The 19,282-nt window shown below is 69.8% G+C and carries 21 protein-coding genes; 9 read left to right on the top strand and 12 right to left on the bottom strand.

Annotated elements, in window-relative coordinates; all coding sequences use genetic code 11:
* Positions 1 to 227 precede the first annotated feature (227 nt).
* The 3 genes from RAMLITH_RS06020 to RAMLITH_RS06030 all read right to left on the bottom strand — a co-directional run bounded on the left by RAMLITH_RS06020 (position 228) and on the right by RAMLITH_RS06030 (position 2,142).
* On the bottom strand, positions 228 to 647 hold the full coding sequence (locus RAMLITH_RS06020) for a hypothetical protein (protein ID WP_168106488.1): 420 nt from the start codon (positions 645 to 647) through the stop codon (positions 228 to 230).
* Entirely contained in the window at positions 628 to 1,350 is a 723-nt protein-coding gene (locus RAMLITH_RS06025; RefSeq protein ID WP_168106489.1) for a DUF6988 family protein, read from the bottom strand. The genes RAMLITH_RS06020 and RAMLITH_RS06025 overlap by 20 nt, the downstream gene beginning before the upstream one ends.
* A gap of 111 nt (positions 1,351 to 1,461) precedes the next feature.
* Positions 1,462 to 2,142, bottom strand: coding sequence for an HNH endonuclease (locus RAMLITH_RS06030; RefSeq protein ID WP_337786111.1), 681 nt, complete (start codon positions 2,140 to 2,142; stop codon positions 1,462 to 1,464).
* Positions 2,143 to 2,408: 266 nt separating this feature from the next.
* On the opposite strand from RAMLITH_RS06030, the gene RAMLITH_RS06035 reads away from it, so the two are divergent.
* Together RAMLITH_RS06035 and RAMLITH_RS06040 are read left to right on the top strand one after the other, a co-directional pair.
* Positions 2,409 to 3,428: an integron integrase gene (locus RAMLITH_RS06035; protein WP_337786132.1), complete on the top strand. Its 1,020-nt coding sequence runs from the start codon at positions 2,409 to 2,411 to the stop codon at positions 3,426 to 3,428.
* 218 nt (positions 3,429 to 3,646) lie between these two features.
* A complete protein-coding gene (locus tag RAMLITH_RS06040) occupies positions 3,647 to 5,344 on the top strand; it encodes a methyl-accepting chemotaxis protein (RefSeq protein WP_181017759.1) in 1,698 nt (565 codons plus the stop codon).
* 209 nt (positions 5,345 to 5,553) lie between these two features.
* Here the strand turns inward: RAMLITH_RS06040 and RAMLITH_RS06045 are convergent, their stop codons facing one another.
* Both RAMLITH_RS06045 and RAMLITH_RS06050 read right to left on the bottom strand, forming a co-directional pair.
* The gene (locus tag RAMLITH_RS06045) at positions 5,554 to 5,928 is read right to left on the bottom strand and encodes a DUF192 domain-containing protein (RefSeq protein WP_168106491.1); all 375 of its coding nucleotides are present in this window, start codon (positions 5,926 to 5,928) and stop codon (positions 5,554 to 5,556) included.
* A gap of 75 nt (positions 5,929 to 6,003) precedes the next feature.
* Complete coding sequence (locus RAMLITH_RS06050) at positions 6,004 to 6,624, bottom strand: hypothetical protein (RefSeq protein WP_168106492.1); 621 nt, start codon at positions 6,622 to 6,624, stop codon at positions 6,004 to 6,006.
* A 58-nt stretch (positions 6,625 to 6,682) separates the two neighbouring features.
* Between RAMLITH_RS06050 and RAMLITH_RS06055 the strand changes: the two genes are divergently transcribed.
* A complete protein-coding gene (locus RAMLITH_RS06055; protein WP_168106493.1) occupies positions 6,683 to 7,063 on the top strand; it encodes a hypothetical protein in 381 nt (126 codons plus the stop codon).
* Positions 7,064 to 7,073: 10 nt separating this feature from the next.
* Here the strand turns inward: RAMLITH_RS06055 and RAMLITH_RS06060 are convergent, their stop codons facing one another.
* The 3 genes from RAMLITH_RS06060 to RAMLITH_RS06070 form a co-directional block, all read right to left on the bottom strand.
* Positions 7,074 to 7,880: a beta/gamma crystallin-related protein gene (locus RAMLITH_RS06060; protein ID WP_168106494.1), complete on the bottom strand. Its 807-nt coding sequence runs from the start codon at positions 7,878 to 7,880 to the stop codon at positions 7,074 to 7,076.
* Positions 7,881 to 8,038: 158 nt separating this feature from the next.
* A complete protein-coding gene (locus RAMLITH_RS06065) occupies positions 8,039 to 10,129 on the bottom strand; it encodes a hybrid sensor histidine kinase/response regulator (RefSeq protein ID WP_168106495.1) in 2,091 nt (696 codons plus the stop codon).
* Between the two features lie 52 nt (positions 10,130 to 10,181).
* A complete protein-coding gene (locus tag RAMLITH_RS06070; protein ID WP_168106496.1) occupies positions 10,182 to 10,637 on the bottom strand; it encodes a GNAT family N-acetyltransferase in 456 nt (151 codons plus the stop codon).
* 48 nt (positions 10,638 to 10,685) lie between these two features.
* On the opposite strand from RAMLITH_RS06070, the gene xth reads away from it, so the two are divergent.
* The 5 genes from xth to RAMLITH_RS06095 all read left to right on the top strand — a co-directional run bounded on the left by xth (position 10,686) and on the right by RAMLITH_RS06095 (position 14,247).
* Complete coding sequence (gene xth / locus RAMLITH_RS06075; protein ID WP_168106497.1) at positions 10,686 to 11,456, top strand: exodeoxyribonuclease III; 771 nt, start codon at positions 10,686 to 10,688, stop codon at positions 11,454 to 11,456.
* Positions 11,457 to 11,483: 27 nt separating this feature from the next.
* Positions 11,484 to 12,671 carry a pyridoxal-phosphate-dependent aminotransferase family protein gene (locus tag RAMLITH_RS06080; protein WP_168106498.1) on the top strand — a complete coding sequence of 396 codons (1,188 nt, stop codon included), beginning with the start codon at positions 11,484 to 11,486 and terminating at the stop codon, positions 12,669 to 12,671.
* A gap of 87 nt (positions 12,672 to 12,758) precedes the next feature.
* A complete protein-coding gene (locus tag RAMLITH_RS06085) occupies positions 12,759 to 13,169 on the top strand; it encodes a hypothetical protein (protein ID WP_168106499.1) in 411 nt (136 codons plus the stop codon).
* Positions 13,166 to 13,678, top strand: coding sequence for a 5' nucleotidase, NT5C type (locus RAMLITH_RS06090; protein ID WP_202883244.1), 513 nt, complete (start codon positions 13,166 to 13,168; stop codon positions 13,676 to 13,678). The genes RAMLITH_RS06085 and RAMLITH_RS06090 overlap by 4 nt, the downstream gene beginning before the upstream one ends.
* Positions 13,679 to 13,698: 20 nt before the next feature.
* Positions 13,699 to 14,247 (top strand): DUF924 family protein, encoded by a 549-nt coding sequence (locus RAMLITH_RS06095; protein WP_168106500.1) that lies wholly within the window; start codon positions 13,699 to 13,701, stop codon positions 14,245 to 14,247.
* Between the two features lie 14 nt (positions 14,248 to 14,261).
* Here RAMLITH_RS06095 and RAMLITH_RS06100 read toward each other — a convergent pair whose 3' ends face one another.
* Complete coding sequence (locus tag RAMLITH_RS06100) at positions 14,262 to 14,492, bottom strand: hypothetical protein (RefSeq protein WP_168106501.1); 231 nt, start codon at positions 14,490 to 14,492, stop codon at positions 14,262 to 14,264.
* 225 nt (positions 14,493 to 14,717) lie between these two features.
* Positions 14,718 to 15,467 (bottom strand): hypothetical protein, encoded by a 750-nt coding sequence (locus RAMLITH_RS06105; protein ID WP_168106502.1) that lies wholly within the window; start codon positions 15,465 to 15,467, stop codon positions 14,718 to 14,720.
* A 174-nt stretch (positions 15,468 to 15,641) separates the two neighbouring features.
* On the opposite strand from RAMLITH_RS06105, the gene RAMLITH_RS06110 reads away from it, so the two are divergent.
* A complete protein-coding gene (locus RAMLITH_RS06110) occupies positions 15,642 to 16,262 on the top strand; it encodes a c(7)-type cytochrome triheme domain-containing protein (protein ID WP_168106503.1) in 621 nt (206 codons plus the stop codon).
* A 25-nt stretch (positions 16,263 to 16,287) separates the two neighbouring features.
* Here the strand turns inward: RAMLITH_RS06110 and RAMLITH_RS06115 are convergent, their stop codons facing one another.
* Both RAMLITH_RS06115 and RAMLITH_RS06120 read right to left on the bottom strand, forming a co-directional pair.
* Positions 16,288 to 16,887 (bottom strand): ATP-dependent Clp protease proteolytic subunit, encoded by a 600-nt coding sequence (locus RAMLITH_RS06115; RefSeq protein ID WP_168106504.1) that lies wholly within the window; start codon positions 16,885 to 16,887, stop codon positions 16,288 to 16,290.
* 79 nt (positions 16,888 to 16,966) lie between these two features.
* Entirely contained in the window at positions 16,967 to 19,189 is a 2,223-nt protein-coding gene (locus tag RAMLITH_RS06120; protein ID WP_168106505.1) for an Ig-like domain-containing protein, read from the bottom strand.
* Positions 19,190 to 19,282: the final 93 nt, after the last annotated feature.

A 19,282-nucleotide genomic window follows, 5' to 3' on the forward strand; every position in this document is an offset into this window, starting at 1 on the left:
CTGCGGTCTACAGGTTTGTAGCGGGGCATGGCATCGGCAGGGGCGGCGATGCCTGGTCAACGTTTAACTAGTCAGAAACGCTGACCGGCCGGCGAACCTCCGCGGGAGTTTTTGCACAGCCTCAACGTGAAGGTGACCGGCACATTGCGGCAAGGGGCCGCACGGTGCACGGCTTCCAACGGCGCCGTGCGGCCCCTTGCCGCAACGTGTCCGAGTCGACCGACCTGTTATGCCGCAAGGGCCTTCTCCAGATCGCTTGCGGCAAGGGCATACGCCGCTCGGCTGGCGGGCGAGAACCGCTGCAATGCCGCCTCCGGACTGGCCCGTTCCACGTCAGGAAATTGCACTTCAAACGGATTGGGACATCGGCCTGTGATCGGCCCCGAGTGGGTCCGGAACTGGTGCGCCGTGAGATCGGCGAAGTAATCTGCGACCTCCACCCAGAAGTGCGACGAGTTGTGCTCGCGGTCATAGCCATGAGCGACGTGAACGTTCGCGGCGCGATACTTCGCGGCAATAGCCAGAGCAAAGATAGCGCTTGCCGCCTCGCAGGAGTTCTGGGGGAAAGCCCGCAGAAACGGAAGATCACGGCGCGCGCCCTCTCGCTCCAAGAACGCCGCGGCAGCTTCAGCGGCGGCTTCGAGCATGGCGGGAGTCGGATTCATGCGGCATAACGTAAAAATGACCGGCACACGACGGCACGCCGCAGGCGTGGTAGTTGTGTGTCCGTGTCGATTGACATGTTAAGACTCGTCTCTCGGTGCGTTCCGTGAACTTGGCCAAAACGCTCTCAGCCACTTTGTCATCGTTGGCCAAATAGGCGACACCGACTACTGCAAGAGAGCCTACCGTTTCCGCAAACGACAGAACCTCCTGGATTTCGTCAGCGGAGTAGTTTGGTTCAATGGCTTCCTCTGTTACCCAGCGCTGAATATGCAGGCCGCCGGTATGCGTGTATGCGCACATCGCCTTCCAAGCATTCGCCTTTATCTTCGAGAGCACCTTCGCGGAGAAGGCGGGCGTTTGCTCCAATTGCTCAAGAAGCGTTCGCATTGGAGGCGGTTCGGCGCCCTGGGTGAAAGCTTCGACTTCATCGTCCGTCGCGCAGAGTGCCAGCCATTCGCCTCGGACATACGCTTCAAATTCGCACCTTACCAACGAGAGGCTAGACGCGAACAGCGAGTGATCGAGCAATACGACGATCGCGTGATGGTGGTCCTGCGCAATCGCCAGACAACTTGCTGCTGCTCGGACGCGAGAGTTTGCGGGCAGGTCGCACTCGTGGATCGAGCGACCAATCCAATTGAGGTAGTCCACTGCACCGCTGTCGAGTTTGAACGTGGTTGCCATGAGTCTTAACGTCGGAGTTGACCGGCACGCACCGGCATTGAGCCGCAGGACGTATGCTCCCGCGCACGGCCTGGGGCGCAATGCCGGTGCGTGTCCGTGTCGAACGACCTGTTAGCCAGCATTGAGCGCGGCCTTGAGTTCCTCGATCGACATCGGCGGATTCTCCTGATGCAACATGGCGTGGCAGTTCGGACAAACCGGCCGTAGGTCTGCGATGGGGTCGACCTCGTACTCACCATCCGTGAGTGCAAGCGGCTTCAGATGGTGCACGTGAATGAAGCCCTTTCCGAGCTGGCCGTATGTTTTCTCGAAGGAGAAGCTGCAAACGACGCAGACAGCCCCGTAGTGGGCGATACACGCCTTCCGCGCCTTAGAGTCTCGCTCGTACGCGTTGACTCGGACGTACTTCTTCGCGCCTTCAGCGTACTGCTGCCCGGGCGGTAGTTCATCGGGAAATGGACTCGGCCCCTTCGTCTTTATGAGGTTCAGCTTCTTCGAGTACGCGCCTAAGCGCTCGGCCGCGGTGTGCAGCTCTGTCGCGGAGAAGAGCGGTTTGAAGCGGTCCTGCAGGATGATGGCCTCGACAGTGAGCTCCGGATGCCCAGCCTCCAGCAAAGCGTCCAGGCCTTTGCGCTGCTGCTCGTTGCGTGGCAACAGCATCCGTTTGACCGTGGGTAGCCCTCCATTGCGCTTAACAGCTTGAAGAAAGCGGCGGCCCCAATAGCCTGCCCTCTTCCCAGCGTCGTAGTAGCCCTGCACCAGGGCATCCGTGAGTTGCTGTTCGAGTGCCACAGGGGTCTCCTTATGCTGGCTAACTTGATATAGCCCGCATCAGCGCGGGATAGCATGGGAACGCATTCACCTGGGAAGCTCCTTCGGGTGCAGCAAGTGCTTGACTTATAAGGCATTGTCGAATTCCCGCCCAGTCCCGGTGCTCACGAAAATGGCGAGGAACCCCGCGGCGGCGCGGGATTGCGTCGATGCGCGTGCGTCGGCGCCTGGGCTCGGCAGCCTCGCCGACCCTTGAAACGTGCCGGCCTGGGGAGCATACTGTACGCATATACAGCTTCGAAACTGGCGCACGAAGCCGCAATGGGGCGGCCCGTCCGCCGTTCCAGTCGATGCGTCTGCTCGGGCAACTGCGGGAGCGCCTGCGCTATCTGCACTACAGCCTGCGCACCGAACAGAGCTACGTGTACTGGGCGAAGTTCTTCGTCCACTTCCACGGCCTCAAGCATCCGCGCGATCTAGGCAAGCGCGACGTCGAGGCGTTCCTCACCATGCTGGCCACCGAGCGCAAGGTGTCCGTGTCCACGCACCGGCAGGCGCTGAGTGCACTGCTGTTCCTGTACAAGGAGGTGCTCGCGAGCGAACTGCCGTGGCTGCAGGAGATCGGCCGGCCAGTGCGCAAGCGCCGCATTCCCGCCGTGCTGAGCGCGCTGGAATGCCAGCGGCTGCTGTCGGTGATGGAAGGCGAAGCGGGACTGCTCGCGCGCCTGTTGTACGGCACCGGCATGCGCCTCGCCGAGGGCCTGTCACTGCGCGTCAAGGACGTCGACTTCGACCGCCGGGTGATCGTGGTGCGTGAAGGCAAAGGCGCGAAGGATCGTGCGGTGATGCTGCCGCGTGCGCTCGACCGGCCCTTGCGCGAGCAGTTGGCCCGCTCGCGCAGGCTGTGGGAAGCCGATCGCATCGCGCAGCTGCCCGGCGTGTTCCTGCCCGATGCACTGGCGGCGAAGTACCCGCGCGCCGGCGAGTCGTGGTCGTGGCACTGGGTGTTTCCGTCGCCGACGCTTGCCGTCGATCCGCGGACCGGCGTGCGGCGGCGCCACCACTTGTTCGAGGAGCGCCTGTCGCGGGCGCTGCGGCGTTCCGCTGCGCTCGCCGGGATCGACAAGCACGTGACGGCGCACACCCTGCGTCACAGCTTTGCCACGCACCTGCTGCAGGCGGGGACCGACATTCGCACGGTGCAGGAGTTGCTCGGTCACAGCGACGTGAGCACGACGATGATCTACACGCACGTGGTGAAGATCTCTGCGGGCGGGACGATGAGCCCGCTGGACGCGCTGGGCTGAACACGGCGTCCGCAGTGTGCGTTGCGTGGATTCCTTAGTGCGAGTACGAAAACGACTGTGCGCCCGGACGCAGACGCAACCCGTTACCTGATTCCAGTCAAGAAAAAGGATTAGGCAGTCACTCAGACTGCCACCAATGGATGCGCTATGCCCGCTTCCATTGACGTCGTACGCACAACTCGAGATCCGGGGAGCAACCATATGCAAAGCACTGACCCATGTTCCGTCACCTGAAGATCGGCACCAAACTCTTTCTGGCGTTCGGCGTCGTACTCGTCCTCATCGCGGTTCTCGCCGCCGTCACCCTCGACAGGATCGGGGTCGCGCGCGACGAGTCCGAAGAACTGATCAACATCGTCCTGAAGAAACAGGATCTTGCCGACGATGCGTCGGGCGCCCTCGCCCGGGGTGTCCAGCACTTCAAGAACTACATCCTGCGCGGTGGGGACTACAACAAGAGGTTCGAGGCGGACATGGCCGCCATCGAGAAGGCTGCCGCCGCCTACACGGCCCTCGGCTTCAACACGCCGCTCGAAACGGGGCAACTGAAGAAGATCGGCGAGGCGGTGACGGCGTATCGCGCCGCGATGACCAAGCTCGTCGACCTGCGGGCGAACGGCTTTGGCCCGGCCGAGATGGACAAGACCGTGAGTGGCGGCGACAAGCCCTTGGCGGATGCGATCGCGGCGCTGAAGGAAGCCAACCACAAGCTGGTCGCCGAGGCCGAAAGCCACGTCACGCACGCCCTGGCCACCGCGCGGGCTGTGGTGCTGTGGACCAGTGCCGTCATCCTGCTCGTTTCCATCGGCTTCGCATTGCTCATCACGCGCGCCATCACGCGCCCCCTCGCCGAGGCCGTTCGGATCGCCAAGACCGTCGCGGCAGGCGACCTCACCGTGCAGGTGCGGGCGACGAGCCGGGACGAGACCGGCGAGTTGCTCGGCGCCCTGAAGGAAATGACAGCGGCCCTGTCGGGCGTCGTGGGCCACGTGCGGCTGGGTACGGACGCGATCGCCACGGCCTCGGCACAGATCGCCTCCGGCAACCAGGATCTCTCGCAACGCACCGAGGAACAGGCGTCGAGCCTTGAAGAGACTGCCGCCTCGATCGAGGAAGTCACCGGCGCCGTCAGGCAGAGTGCCGACAACGCGCACCAGGCCAACCAGCTTGCCCAGAGCGCGTCCGAAGTGGCCAGCCGCGGCGGCGCCGTGGTCGGCGAAGTCGTGGAAACCATGGCCGGGATCAATGCGGCGTCCCGGAAGGTCGCCGACATCATCACGGTGATCGACGGGATCGCATTCCAGACCAACATCCTGGCGCTCAACGCCGCCGTCGAGGCCGCTCGCGCCGGCGATCAGGGGCGCGGCTTCGCGGTCGTGGCCGCGGAGGTGCGCAGCCTCGCCCAGCGCTCGGCGGCCGCAGCCAAGGAAATCAAGGGGCTGATCGACGATTCGGTCGGCAAGGTCGACTCGGGCACCGCGCTGGTCGCCCGCGCTGGCGAGACCATGCAGGAGGTGGTCGCGAGCATCAAGCGGGTCAGCGACCTCATCGGAGAGATCAGCGCGGCCAGCCAGGAGCAGGCCTCCGGCATAGGGCAGGTGAACCAGGCCGTCGCGCAGATGGAGCAGGTCACCCAGCAGAACGCCGCCCTGGTGGAGGAGGCGTCCGCGGCAGCGCAGTCGCTCAAGGAACAGTCGAACGCCCTCGTCGACGCCGTCAGCGCCTTCAAGCTGGGGACGGACTCCAGGGCCCGCGAGGTCATCGCGCAAGCCCAGGCCACGAGCCGGAGTGTCGCGGCAGGCGCGCCGTCGCTCCCGACCGGCGGCACGAAGGGGCCAGGCAGGAAACCGACCGTTGCCCAGTTGCCGCTGGCGTCCAGCCCGCCGCAGGACGACCAGGGCTGGAAGGAGTTCTGACCGGCGCCGCGCGTACCGGGCTCGGGAAAAACGCGGCGTCCGCTTCTCCACGAACGCCCGCACCGCCTCGTGGTGGTCCGGTTCCATGTGCGCGCTGGCCTGACCGGAAGCGGAGAGCTCCAGCAGCGTTTCCAGCGTCGCATGCTTGCTTTCGCGCTGCAGCCGCTTGGTCATGCGCAGCACGCTGGCGGGGTTGGCGCGGACAGGTGTCAGCCGACAAAGACCGGTCCGCTCAACCGGTCGCCGGGCTCGATCCCCCGCTCGCCGAACCACCCCCGCTTCATCTCCAGCACGAACCGCACCGGGGTCTCGCAGCTGCACGGCTCGGTGCTTTGCGGGTCCATTTCGGCCAGCTCGACGATGGTGCCGTCGTCGCGCACGAAGGCGATCGACAGCGCCAGCGGCGTGTCCTTCATCCAGAAGCTCTGGGGTTGCGGCTCGCCGTTCACGAACAACATGCCTTCGTTCTCGGCCAGCGACTGCCGGTGCATCAGGCCGAGCGCGCGCTCCTGCGCGCCGCGCGCGACGTAGGCGTCGATCTGGTGCTCGCCGGCGTGCAGCACCATGCGGGGCAGGTTCTTCATCGGATCGATTCTCGGCTGGCGCGCCGGCGCTTCGCGCCCGCCCTCGCCCACTGGTGCCGTAGGCCGCTGCCGACTTCAGGCCTCGGCCGCGCGGCCCAGGGCCGTCAGCGCGAGGTACTCCGCGCGCGTCTGCGGCGACACCGAGGCGACCAGCTGGTCGTACGAGGTCTTGTGGCGGGCCAGGGTGCGCGCCGACGCCACCATGCGCGAGCGGCAGAACCAGTGGCAGGTGTGCTGCATCAGCAGCAGTTCGGCGGAGATGGTGAAGGCGCGGTCGCGCGGCGACACCTCGGTGCCTTCCATCGCGCGCTCGATGCCGCGCGCGTGCAGCGCCAGCGCCTGCCGCATGTCGAAGGTGGCCGCCGGCGCGAAACGGGTCGCGAACGGCACGTAGAAAGGCAGCTTGCTCACGCGTGCCTGGGCCGCGTCGGTGCCCGCGAAGTCGGCCGCCATCCTGGCGAACTGGCTGCGCAGCGCACGCTCGCTTGCGCGCAGCAGGAGCCAGATCTGGTCGCGCCGCTGCGCGTCGTCCTCGCCCAGCGCGCGCAGGTAGCCCTGCGTCAGCGTTTCCATGTGCTTTTCGATCTGGTGGCGGGCCAGGTGGCGCCCGAGGAGCGCGATGCGACGGCCCTGCTCCTGCGATCGCATCGTCCAGAAGGCCGTCGCGGCCAGCGCGGCCGCGAAGAAGAGTTCCATTGCTGCCTGATTCGTGTGGCCCCGAGTGTAATCAGGGCGCATCGGCGACACTGTGCCCATGGCGACCTTCACGCTCGACTGGCTGGATTTCGACTACAGCGAAGACTCGCAGGGCCACGGCAGTTTCGACGCGATGGCCTCGGTCAACGCGGCCCAGTTGCCCGCGCTGCAGCAGGAGCTCGCGCGCGTGCTCGACTGGGCACACCGTGAATTCGCCGGCGTGCGCGCGCCGCTCGACGAGGGTGGCGACTGGGACTTCGAGCTGCAGGGGGTGCAGGAGGTGCCGGCGCCGCTGGACGTCCGCTGGGACGAAGGCGCCGGCCGCCTCGAGCTGAAGCCGGGCACGCCGGGCGCCCCGCGCATCACGCTGAGCCTGACGCTGACCGGCACGCCGGCTTTCTGCGACGCGTTCCGCGGCGCCTTCGCCGCGGCTACCTGAGCGCGCCTTCTCAGCGGCCGGCGACGACCGGCGCGCCGGTGGCGGCATCCACCCGGATGGTCGCGCCCGGCGCAGAGGCCAGCTGCACCCGGTGCTGCACGCCGGCGTGGACATAGGTCACGTCCCAGTACGCCGGCTGGGTGTTGACGACCTGCTGGCACTTCTGCACGTCGCGCTGTCCGGCCACGGCATTGCCGCCGCCCACCTGCGAGCCGATGGCGGCGCCGGCGATCGCGCCGCCGATGGTCGCCGCATCCTTGCCGCTGCCGCCGCCCACCTGGTGGCCCAGCAGGCCACCGACCACCCCGCCGATCACCGCGCCGCCGATGTTCGGCTGGCCGTAGGCCGGCTGCGCGACCTGCTCGCGCTCGATCCAGCAGCGCTGGCTGGGCGGGCCGACGACGGCCCGCGCCGACGTGACCGGCACGTCGTAGAAAGCCGGGCGCGCCGGCTGCACGTAGCGCGGCTGCTCCTGGTAGCGGTCGTCGTCGGCGCGGCGGTCGCGCTCGATGCGGCGCACCGATGACACGGCGTTGTTCAGGCCCATCTCGCGCAGCGACGGGTAGCTGCCCCGGCGCAGCACGACGCAGCGGCCCTCGAAGCGCGGGCCTTCGCAGACTTCCCAGCGGCCGCGCTCGACGACGGCGGACGAGGCGCGGTTGTTGAATCCGTAGCGCTCCAGGTTCCGGACCCGTTCTTCGGTCTGGAACGAGCGGCCCTGGAAGTCCTCGCGTCCATACAGGGTGATCTGGGCCGCTGCCTGCGTGGCCAGCGCGACGCCGCAGGCGGCCAGCACGGCTTGTAGTTTCCGGTTCATCGAGTTTCTCCTGAGTTTGCCGGCTGCGTGGTGCACGACAGCCGGTGTTCCTTCCAACGCCTGCATCGTCGCGCGCGAGGACCGCTGCGGGGTAAGCGGTGCGTGAAGAACTGTGAAGCTCGGCCGCAGAATGTTGCGGCCTCAGGCGCGCGCCACGCTCAGGCTTCGGCCGGCGCCAGCAGGGCCAGCAGCCGCTCCAGGTCGAGCGGCTTGGTGATGTGGTGGTCGAAGCCGGCGGCACGCGCGCGGGCCTGGTCCTGCGCCTGTCCCCAGCCGGTCAGGGCGATCAGCAGCATCCGCTGTCCCCAGTCGCTCGCGCGGATGCGCCTTGCGACTTCGTAGCCGGTCAGGCCCGGCATGCCGATGTCGAGCAGCGCCACGTCGGGCCGCACGCGCCCGGCCTGGGCCAGCGCTTCGCCGCCGTCGGCGGCCACGTGCACCTCGTGTCCGTGCATGGACAGCAGCGCCGCCAGGCTCTCCAGCCCGTCGGGGTTGTCGTCGGCGATGAGCACGCGGCGCGACGCGGCGCCCGCCGTCCGTGCCGCCACGGGCGCTTCCGCGGGCGCATCCTGCGCGGCCAGGCAGGGCAGCGACACGATGAACTCCGAACCGCGGCCGGCGCCCGCGCTGCGCACGGCGATGCTGCCGCCATGCAGTTCGACCAGCCCCCGGCTGAGCGCCAGGCCGATCCCCAGCCCGCCTTCGCTGCGCTCGATGGCCGGCGCCACCTGCGAGAACATCTCGAAGACCTGCGCCTGCGCCTCGGGCGCCAGGCCGATGCCGTCGTCGCGCACGGTGATCACCACCTGCGCGCCCTCGCGAGTGGCGGCCAGTTCGATGCTTCCGCCGTCGTTGGTGTACTTGGCGGCGTTGGACAGCAGGTTGGTGAGCACCTGCGCCAGCCGCAGCGGATCGGCCGACAGCTCCACCGGCTGCGGCGGCAGCGCGACGTCCAGGCGATGGTGCTTGCGGTCGACCAGCGGCTTGACGGTCTCGACGGCCGACGCGACGACGTCCTGCAGCTTCACCTGCTGCAGGCGCAGCTGCAGATGGCCGCGCGAGATGCGCGACACGTCCAGCAGGTCCTCCAGCAGCAGCGCCATGTGGCTCGACTGGCGCTCGATCACGTCCAGGGCCCAGGCGCGGCGGTCGGCTTCCACGCGCGGCGATTGCGCCAGCGCCACGGCCTGCCGGATCGGCGCGAGCGGGTTGCGCAGTTCATGGGCGAGCGTGGCCAGGAATTCGTCCTTGCGCTGGTCGGCGTCCTTCAGCGCCTGCACGGCGCGCACCTGCTCCGAGACGTCGTGCCCCTGCGCGAAGATGCCGATCACCGTGCCGGCGGCGTCGCGCACCGGCTGGTACACGAGATCGATGAACGAGTCGGTGACCGGTCCTCCGGCTTCCTTCTGCACCCGCAGCCGCATGCCACGGCCGACGAAGGGCTGGCCGGTGCGCCAGACGCCTTGCAGCAGTTCCTCGTAGCCCTGGTTGCGTGCCTCGGGCATCGCCTCGAAGACCGGCAAGCCCTCGACCTTGCGATGCCCGACCAGCTGGTAGTAGGCGTGGTTCACCATCTCGAACACGAACTCGGGCCCCCGCAGCAAGGCGATGAAGCCGGGCGCGTTGTCGAACCAGGTGCGCAGCGTCTGGGCCGCACCCTGCGCGTCCCGGATCAGGCGGTCGCGTTCGCGCTCGGCATTCACGCGCGCGGTCTCCTCGGAACAGGCGCAGAACAGTCCGGCGATGGCGCCGTCGTCGTCGTGGATGGCGCTGTACGACCAGGTGAAATACGTGTCCTCCGGGAACCCGTTGCGTTCCATCCGCAGCAGCACGCGATCGTTCCAGGTCGGGCGCCCTTCCCCCATCACCATGTCGACCTGCGGCCCGAGCACGTCCCAGATCTCGCTCCAGAACGCCCGCGCCGGCTGGGCGAACGCGCGCGGGTGGCGCCGCCCGAGGATCGGGATGTAGGCGTCGTTGTAGATGTTGACCAGCGTCGGTCCCCACCACACGAACATCGGGAAGCGCGAATTCAGGCAGATGCCGACGGCGATGCGCAGGCTCTGCGGCCATTGGTCGATCGGGCCGAGCGCGGTGGCGGCCCAGTCCGTCGCGCGGAACAGGCGCCCGATTTCGGTGTCGGGAATGCCGATGGAGCCCAGCTCGGGCGCCAGCAGACGCCCCGCGCGTGGACCGGTGCGATCGGCGACGGCCGAGCCCACGTCGGGGGAGGATGCTGCTGCTGGCAAAGTCCGCGGATTGTACGGGCGCGGTATTGCTCAGCTTGCCGCCGCCCGGGCGTCAGAGCGCCAGCGTCATGAACACGCTGTTGGGGTCTTCCTCGTAGTCGGCAAACGGGGCGCAGGCGGTGAAGCCGAAGCCGGCATAGAGCCGCTGCGCGGGCTCGAACGGCGCGTCGGACCCCGTCTCCAGGCTCAGCCGCGAGTAGCCGCGCCGGCGCGCTTCGGCCACGATGTGCGCCAGCATGGCGCGCGCCACGCCCTGGCGGCGATGGCCCGACGCCGTGCGCATCGACTTGATCTCGCCATGCGCCGGATCGAGTTCCTTCAGCGCGCCGCAGCCGAGCAGTTCCACACCCGACCAGGCGGTCCAGAAGGTGACGTCGGGCCGGCGCAGCGCCTCGATCGGCAGCGCGTGGACGCTCTCGGGCGGCGACAACTGCCGCATGTTCGCGAGGTGCTCGTCGAGCAGCGCCCGCACGCGCGGGCCGGAGAGATCGTCGGGGCGGATGTGCATGCGTCTGACGCGAGGTGATGCTCGTTCGTGCTGGAATGGGAGCGGATCATGAAGATTGCCACGTTCAACGTCAACGGGGTCAAGGGCCGGCTGCCGCGCCTGCTGGAATGGCTGGAGGAAACGCGCCCCGACATCGCCTGCCTGCAGGAGATCAAGACCGGCGACGCGACCTTTCCGGCCGCGGCCATCGAGGCCGCCGGCTACCACGCGGTCTGGCACGGCCAGCCTTCGCACCACGGCGTGGCGGTCCTCGCGCGCGGGGAGCGCCCGGTGGAAGTGCGGCGCGGCCTGCCGGGCGACGACGCCGACGGCCAGGCCCGCTACCTCGAGGCCGACGTGCACGGCCTGCGGGTCGCCTCCGTCTACCTGCCCAACGGCAATCCGCAGCCGGGCCCGAAGTTCGACTACAAGCTGGCCTGGTTCGAGCGCCTGGTCGGCCACGCGCAGGCGCTGCTGGAACGCGGGCGCCCGGTGCTGCTGGCCGGCGACTTCAACGTGGTGCCGACCAACGCCGACATCTACAACGCGTGGCTGTGGCGCTTCGACGCGGTGCTGCAGCCGGCGACGCGCGAGGCGTACGCCCGCCTGCTGGCGCAAGGCTGGGTCGACGCCACGCGCCACCGGCGCCCCGGCGAGCGGATCTACACCTTCTGGGTCAACGCCGACGCCTTCCGGCGCAACGCGGGCTTTCGCATGGATTTCCTGCTGCTGGATCCGGGGCTCGCCGCACGGCTGGTCGCTGATGGCGTGGACGCCGCTCATCGCGGCCGCGAGAAACCGAGCGATCACGCGCCGGTGTGGATCGAGCTGGCGCCATAAGAAAGGAAAGGTACGATCCCGCCTGCCATGACCACCACCCGCATTCCGGGCCGCCGCCTGCTGCACTCCCCCGGACCCACTCCTGTCCCCGACGAGGTGCTGCACGCGATGAGCGTGCAGCCGATGGACCTCGGCGACGCCCGCGTCGACGCCAACATCGCCGCCTGCGAGGACGGCCTGAGGCGCCTGTTCCGCACGCGCGAATCGGACATCTTCATGTACGCGGCCAACGGCCACGGGGTGTGGGAGGCCGTCATCGAGAACCTGCTCGCGCCCGGCGACAGCGTGCTGGTGCCGGCGACCGGCCACTTCAGCGAATCGTGGGCGCAACAGGCCGAAGGACTGGGCCGCCGGGTGGTGCGCACGCCGTGGCGCGAGGGCTGGCCAATCGATCCGGCGGCCGTGGAAGCCGCCCTGCGCGAGGACCAGGGCCATGCCGTCAAGGCGGTCTTCGCGGTGCACGCCGACACGGCGACCGGCATCACCAACGACCTGGCGGCGATCCGCCGCGCCATCGACGCCGCCGGCCATCCGGCGCTGCTGGTGGCCGACGTGGTGTCCACGCTGGCGGCCGCGCCGTTCGCCATGGACGACCTGCGCGTCGACGTGGCCGTCGGCGCCTCGCAGAAGGGACTGATGTGCCCGGCGGGCGTCGGCTTCATGGCCGTGAACGCCGCCGCCTTCGCCGCCGCGCAGCGCAACCCGGCGCCGCGCTTCTACTGGGACTGGGTGCGCCGCCGGCACGACCAGTCGTATCGCAAGTTCTGCGGCACGCCGCCGCAGAACCTGTTGCTGGGGCTGGAAGCGGCGCTCGGCCTGGTCTTCAGCGAAGGCGTCGAGGCCGTGTGGCAGCGTCATGCGCGGCTGGCCCGTGCCGTGCAGGCGGCCGTCGACGGCTGGCGCGCCGGCGGCGCCGTGGACTTCTTCGCGCGCGAGCCGGCCGCGCGGTCGACCTCGGTCACCACCATCACCGTCGCGCCGGGCATCGACGTCGAGCAGCTGCGCCGCGTCGCGCGCGAGCGCTTCCAGGTCGGCCTGGCCGGCGGGCTGGGGCCGCTGGCTGGACGCGCGTTCCGCATCGGCCACCTGGGCGACTGCAACGAGGCCGTGATCCTTGGCGCGATCGCGGGCGTGGAGGCGGCGTTGGTCGCGCTGGGCGTGCCGGTCGGCGAAGGCGGAACCCGGCGCGCCGTGATGAGCCTGGCCGACGGCTGACCCGGCGGCGCGCGTCGTCCGCTCTCCTACATCGTCATCGCCACCGCGCCGATACCGGCGCCGGCGCGGCGTGGCGATCATCGCTTCATGCTTACCGCCATCGAGGCCCATGAACAGGCGAATTCGGGCGACCACGTCATCGGCTGGAAGGTCGACCCCGACCAGCGGCGCACGCTGCTGCAGCGCCTGCCGCCGAAGTACTCGCGCGCGATCGCCGACCACGTGACCCTCAAGCCGCGCGTCGCCGCCGACGCGCCGCTGCCGCCGCCGTGCCGCGCCGAGATCGTGGGCCGCAGCGACGACCGGCGCGGCGTGGAGGCCCTGGTCGTGCGTGTCGACGGCAGCACTGACCGCCCCGGCGGCGGCACGTACCACATCACGTGGTCGCTCTCGCCCGGCCGCAAGGCCAGGGAGAGCAACGATGCGATCGCGCGGCACGGCTGGCAGGCGATCGAGCCGCCGATCCCGGTGCGACTCGAACCGGCGGTGTTCCCGTGAAGGCCCGCCAGCTCTATCTCGACTGCGACGGCGTCCTTGCCGACTTCGAGCACGGCGCGCGCGCGGTCCTGGGCATGTCCGCCGAGAGCTTCATGAAGCGCTACGGCCCGGGCAAGTTCTGGCAGCGGCTGGCCACTGCGCCCGACTTCTACGCGCGGCTGCCGCCGCTGCCCGGCGCGATGGATTTGTTCGAGGCCGTGCGGCATCTCGACCCGATCATCCTCACCGGCCTGCCGCGCGGCACCTGGGCGGCCGGCCAGAAGGTACGCTGGGCCGCGCAGCATTTCCCCGGCACGCGGATCATCACGTGCATGGCCGTCGACAAGCGCGACCACTGCCATCCCGGCGACGTGCTGGTGGACGACACGCTCAAGCACCGGCACCTGTGGGAGGCCGCCGGCGGCATCTTCGTGCACCACCGCAACGTGGCCGACACGCTGGAGGAACTGGCTCGCCATTTCCCGCTGGCCGAGGCGGCGGCGGGCCGCGGGGCCAGCGCCGGCGCCTGAGGCGCCGCACAATCGGGCGCATGGAAGACACACCCGACGAAGCGGCGGCCGTCGTGCGCTTCTGGCGCGACGCCGGGCCGGCGCGCTGGTTCCGCAAGGACGACGCCTTCGACGCGCAGTTCCGCGAGCGCTTCCTGGCGTTGCACGAACGCGCCGCCGCCGGCGAACTCGACGGCTGGGCTGCCGGCGCGGACGGCGCGCTGGCGCTCCTGATCCTGCTGGATCAGTTCCCGCGCAACGCCTTTCGCGGCGGCGCCCGCATGTACGCGACCGACGCACGGGCCCAGGGCATCGCCCGGGCGGCGCTCGCGAGAGGGCTCGACGAGCAGGTCCCGCTGGAACTGCGCAATTTCATGTACCTGCCGCTGATGCACGCCGAGAATGCAGCCGACCAGGAGCTCTCGGTGGCGAAGACGGCGGCGCTGGGCGGAGAGCCGTATCGCTTCGCCCTGCACCACCGGGACATCATCGGCCGCTTCGGGCGCTTTCCGCACCGCAACGGGCTGCTCGGCCGCGCCAGCACCGGGGAGGAACTGCGGTTCCTGGCGCAGGGCGGGTTCCAGGGATAGCGCCGCCGGCAGGCTCAGGAGATGTTTTCCCGCCGTTCGCGGCTCTGGCGCATGGCATCCACCGCGGAGTCGAGCGCCGCCAGCGCCGATGCGCACTGCTGCTGCAGCGAGCGTGCCCGGATCTTCAGCTCGGCGGCGGGTGGGCCGCCTTCCTCCACGGCGCGCGACTGGAGGCGGTGCTCCAGCTCCGACCATTCCCGGTACAGGACCTGCCACTCCCTGAGTTTGTCTTCGGCGTTCGTCATGTCGGCCTCGCATCCCTGCACAGAACCTTCTTGTCGAAGCCATTACGCATGGATCGACCCGCGGCGGCCAGGGACGCGTGTCCTGCATTTGTGACGAGGCGTTGCCGGGGCGGCCCCCGCGGACGAGCCACTTCCAAGGGAAAATTGCACGCTCGCCAGCCTGCATCGGTCATGGTCTGTTGCAGAGGTTACCGGCGCATCGCATGCCGGTGGCCGCGACAGCCGTCAGGCCAGGGGCGGCGGGCTCCACCCGGGGCGCTCGTCGCGCTCGCTGTCGACCACCAGCAGGTGCCGCCCCCGGAACGGCAGGACATGGCGCTGCGGCCGTGCACTGCCTTCGTCGAGCACGCCGTATTCGTCGAGGAACATGACGAGGCTGGCCGGCAGGAGGATGCAGTCTTCGGCGCAGGGGCGGCCCAGCTGCCGCGCGGCAGCGCCGTCCGCGCCGCGCACCCGCACCCGCAGGTCCCGGCGCGCGGAGCGGGCGTGGCCACGCGGCCAGCCGAAGTCGTAGACCCGCAGGTCGCTGCTGCGGCACGGGCGCGGGACGGCCGTAGGGCAGGCGCCGTCGGCGGCCACGACTTCCTCCAGCAGGCCGCGCACGGCGTCCACCGCGCTGGCGGGGTCGCGGCCGGTCGACACCGGCGAGGCGCCGACCAGTTCGTACGAGCCCGGCACCAGCCGCCAGAAGAGGAATGCCGCCTGCACATGGGGATTGCGGTCGACCACCAGCAGGTACTGAGGCGCGAGCAGTTCCTGCCGGCCGCTGAACAACTGAAGTTCGGAGACGCCGCCGTACACCCGCACTTCCTCGGGCGGCACGTCCAGCCGCTGGCGCACCTCGCGCCGGTACGCCTGCCTCAATTCATGCGGCGTATAGATCGCCGTCGCCAATGCCGGCAGCGGCAGGCAGGCCGCCGCGGCGGCGGACAGCAGCCCGCGCCGCGAGAGTGATGCCTGGGCATGGAGGGCCATGCCCCGCAAGGTAGGCACCTGCCCGCGGCGCGGTTTTGCGCCACGTCAATGATTGCGTCCACGGCGCCGCTGCCGGCCGCACGCTGCGGCATTCGTCAAGGCGGCGCGAAAGTCCGCGCGACTTCGGCCCGGACCCGGGGCGCGGTCCGCTACGATCGCGCAGGCAGAGCACCGATGGAACCCCGAGCACGCGACCGAATGCAGCAGCCGGCACGAGCAGCCATCGCGGCGCTGGCCATCGGCATCGCCTGCGTGCTCGGGAGCGCCGTGGCCCAGCCAGGCGGCGCTGCCGATGCCGAACCCCGGGCGGCCGACCTGTTCGGCGCCGCGCCCGAGCCGCCGACCGACGACGCGCCGGCACCGGTCCACGATCCCGCCAACCCGGATGCGCGGCGGCTGCAGCAGCCGCAGGAAGCCTTTTCCGCATTGCCTCCCGACAAGCGCGGCAAGCCCGATTGGTCGCAAGCGCTGAGGCTGGGCGCCATCGAGCCGCGTGCGGCGGTGGCCGGCGGGGGCGAGCCAGTGCAGGCGCTGGACCTGGACATCGTGATGAAGAACACCGCGCAGATGCCGTACGTGCGCTTCCCGCACGCGGCGCACGCGCCGTGGCTCACCTGCGGCAATTGCCACGACGGCCTGTTCGTGCCGAAGGCGGGCGCCAACGCGATGAACATGGCGCAGATCCTGCGCGGACAGGCGTGCGGCGTCTGCCACGCCACCGTCGCCTTCTCCGCGATGTACACGTGCGAGCGCTGCCACAGCGTGCCGCAGCCCGGTCAGAAACCCTGGTGGTAACCCGGGGCGCGAGCCGCGCCGCGGTTCAGCGCTTCAGGTCGGTCTTGCGCTCGATGATGCGGCCGACCAGGCCGTACTCGATCGCCTCCTCGGCGGACATCCAGCGGTCGCGCTCGATGTCGACCAGGACGCTGTCCAGGGGGCGGCCGGTCTCGCGCGAGATGATGCGCGCCACGCGCTCGCGGGCCTTGATGATCTCCTGGGCGTGGATGGCGATGTCGCTGGCCGGCCCGCCGGCGCCGCCGGATGGCTGGTGGATCAGGAAGCGCGTGTTGGGCAGCGCGAAGCGGCGCTCCCTGGGCACCGACAGGTACAGGTGCGTCGCGGCGCTGCCGACCCAGCCGGTGCCGATCATGTTCACCGGCGCCGAGATGAAGCGGATGATGTCGTGGATCGCATCGCCCGACTCGAGGTGGCCGCCGGGCGAGCTCACCAGCATGTCGATCGGCGCCGAGCTGTCGGCGTCGAGCGCGATCAGGCGGCGCGCGATGTCGCCGGCCGAGCGGTCGGTGATCTCGCCGAAGATCAGGACGGTGCGGGACTTGAATGCCTTTTCCTCGAGAAAGGCATTGCGCGGCTCGGCCGTGGCGGCGGCCGGGGTTTCGTCGTGCTCGGGACGTTCCATGGTGACTCCTTCTTGCATGCCGCGATCATGCACCAAGTGGGCGCCGGGCGATCCCGCAAAGGAAAACCCGAGAGCCACCTCAGAACCAGTCCGGTTCCAGCTGCTGGATGCTGCCGACGAAGCCGGCCATGCCGTCCGTGTTGAGCGACAGCGACGCCGCGTACGCCAGCAGGTCGCCCTGCGTCGCGAACTGGCGGCCGGGGCCGATCTGGTCGACATAGCTCTGCACCACCTCCCCGCTCGGCGCCTGGTGGACCAGTTGGGTGTAGACATGGGCGACCAGCGTGTGCGATGAAACGCCAGGCGCGTAGGCATCGATCATCTGCTGCGCGAGCGCGCCCATCGTCGGCGCTGCGTCGGCCGCCGCGGTCCAGCGGCTCAGCTCGCCGGCCCCGGGCACGTGGCCGAAACCCGCATGGAAGATCGCCGCGGCCTGCCAGGTTTCACCGGCGGGGCCCTGCGTGTCGAAGGCGAACAGGCCGTCGTTCAGGCGCACGCGCTCGACGTTCACCAGGGTCTGCGTGCCCAGCGCCGTGGTCACGGTGATGACCCCGTTGGCGAACGAATACGCCTGCACCCCGGCCATCGTCGTCTCGATGATCGCGGTATCGGTGCCGTCGCCGCCATCGATGGCGTCGTTGCCGCCCCGCCCGTTGAGCGTGTCGTTGCCGCCGCCGCCCGAGACGCGGTCGTCGCCGGTCGAGCCGACCAGGTTGTCGGGGCCGCCGGTCCCGACAACCTCAGGCGACGGCGCGGGGCCGTCGGGCGGGCCGCCGGTGGTGAAGTTGTACGTGGTCGTGCCGGCGTACGCGTTGCCGGCGAGGTCGCGCACCGCGCCGGCGGCGATCTCGACCGAATAGCCGGTGCTGTAGGCGAGCTTTTCGGTGGGGTCGATGGTGAGGATGTTGCCGCTGATCGTGACGTTGCCGCTGCTCGCCACGTCGTAGGCCTCGACGACGGCGCCGGCCGAGTTCTTCAGCAGGATGCTGCCGGCGCCCTTCTGCACGGTCTCGCCGAAGGTCAGCTGGATATTGGTGGTGATCGGCACCGACACCGCCTCGTCGGCCGGCGCGAACCCGACCACGCCGGGCGGGGCCGTGTCGCCGCCCGACGACGCGCTCGGCGCGAAGCGCTCCGCATACACGTCGCCGAGGTCCAGGCGGCCGTCGTCCCAGGCAAACACCGCGCCGCCGTTGGCCGTGGCCGTCACGCTGTAATGCGCATACAGAGCCTTGCCGCTGCCAATCAGCACCGCGTCGCCCAGCTTCGCGCCGCCGGCGTCGAAGCGCTGGGCAAAGAGCGTCTGCTGCTCGGTCGCGCCGTGCAGCCACGACACCACGAAGCCGCCGTCGCCCAGCGCCGTCACCTTGGAGTCGATCACGACGTCCGCGAACACCATGGTCTGCACCGGACCGGTGGCATGGCCGGCGCCGTCGAAGCGCTGCGCCGTGAGCTGGGTGCGCCCGTCCGGCAGCATGCCGCGCAGCGACACCACGAGCTCGCCGCTGCCGGCGAGCACCGCCGCCTCGACGCCTTGCACCAGGAACGACGCGCTGGACGAGGTGGCGACTTCGACCGGCCCGGAAACCGCGCTTCCCGCGGCGTCGAACCGCTGTGCGTAGACGTGGGCGATCGAGCCGCTGCCCGGCACGTACGCGGTGGACGCCGACCAGACCGCGACGAAACCGCCGTCGCTCGCGGCGGCGGTGCCGCCCGCGTGGATGTGCGTGCCTTCCCCGTACGGATTGCCGGGCGCCTCGTAGCCGAGGGCCTTGTTGCCGCCCACGGGCGCACCGCCTGCGGTGTACACCTGCACCGCGGGGCCCCAGCCCGCGCCGATGTCCGCCCACCATTCGACCAGGTAGCCGCCGCCGGCCAGTGCCGTGGCTTCCGCCGACGCCGCGTGGTGCAGGTTGGCCGCGGCGTTGGGCTGGAACTCGCCGCCCACCGCGTTGCCGGCGCCGTCGAAGCGGCGCGCGACATAGCTGGTGGGACCGGCCGGATCGGGCCGCGCGTCCCAGGTGGCGACGAAGCCGCCGTCGGCCAGCGCCGCCAGGTCGGGAACGCCGGCCGCCGGGCCGCTGCTCAGCACCAGTTCGCCGCCGACCTTGGCGCCGCCGGCGTCGAAGCGCTGCGCGCGCACGCCGGAGAAGTCGATGCCGTTCACGCTGCCCTCGACGAGCCACGCGATCACGTAGCCGCCCCCCGCCAGCGCGGCGACGGCCGGGGCCGTCTGCTGTCCCTCGCCGGTGACGCGGCTGTCGCCGGAGCCGACCCATGGGCTGTTGTCAATCGTTGCCATGTTCTCCCTTGCCTGTCCTGGATGGAGGCGCCGACGCGTCCGGCCGGCGCCGCGTGCCTGAGCCGCGATGATCGATGCGGCTCAGCCGCGAGC

The sequence above is a fragment of the Ramlibacter lithotrophicus genome (assembly GCF_012184415.1).
GTDB classification, from domain to species: Bacteria; Pseudomonadota; Gammaproteobacteria; order Burkholderiales; family Burkholderiaceae_C; genus Ramlibacter; species Ramlibacter lithotrophicus.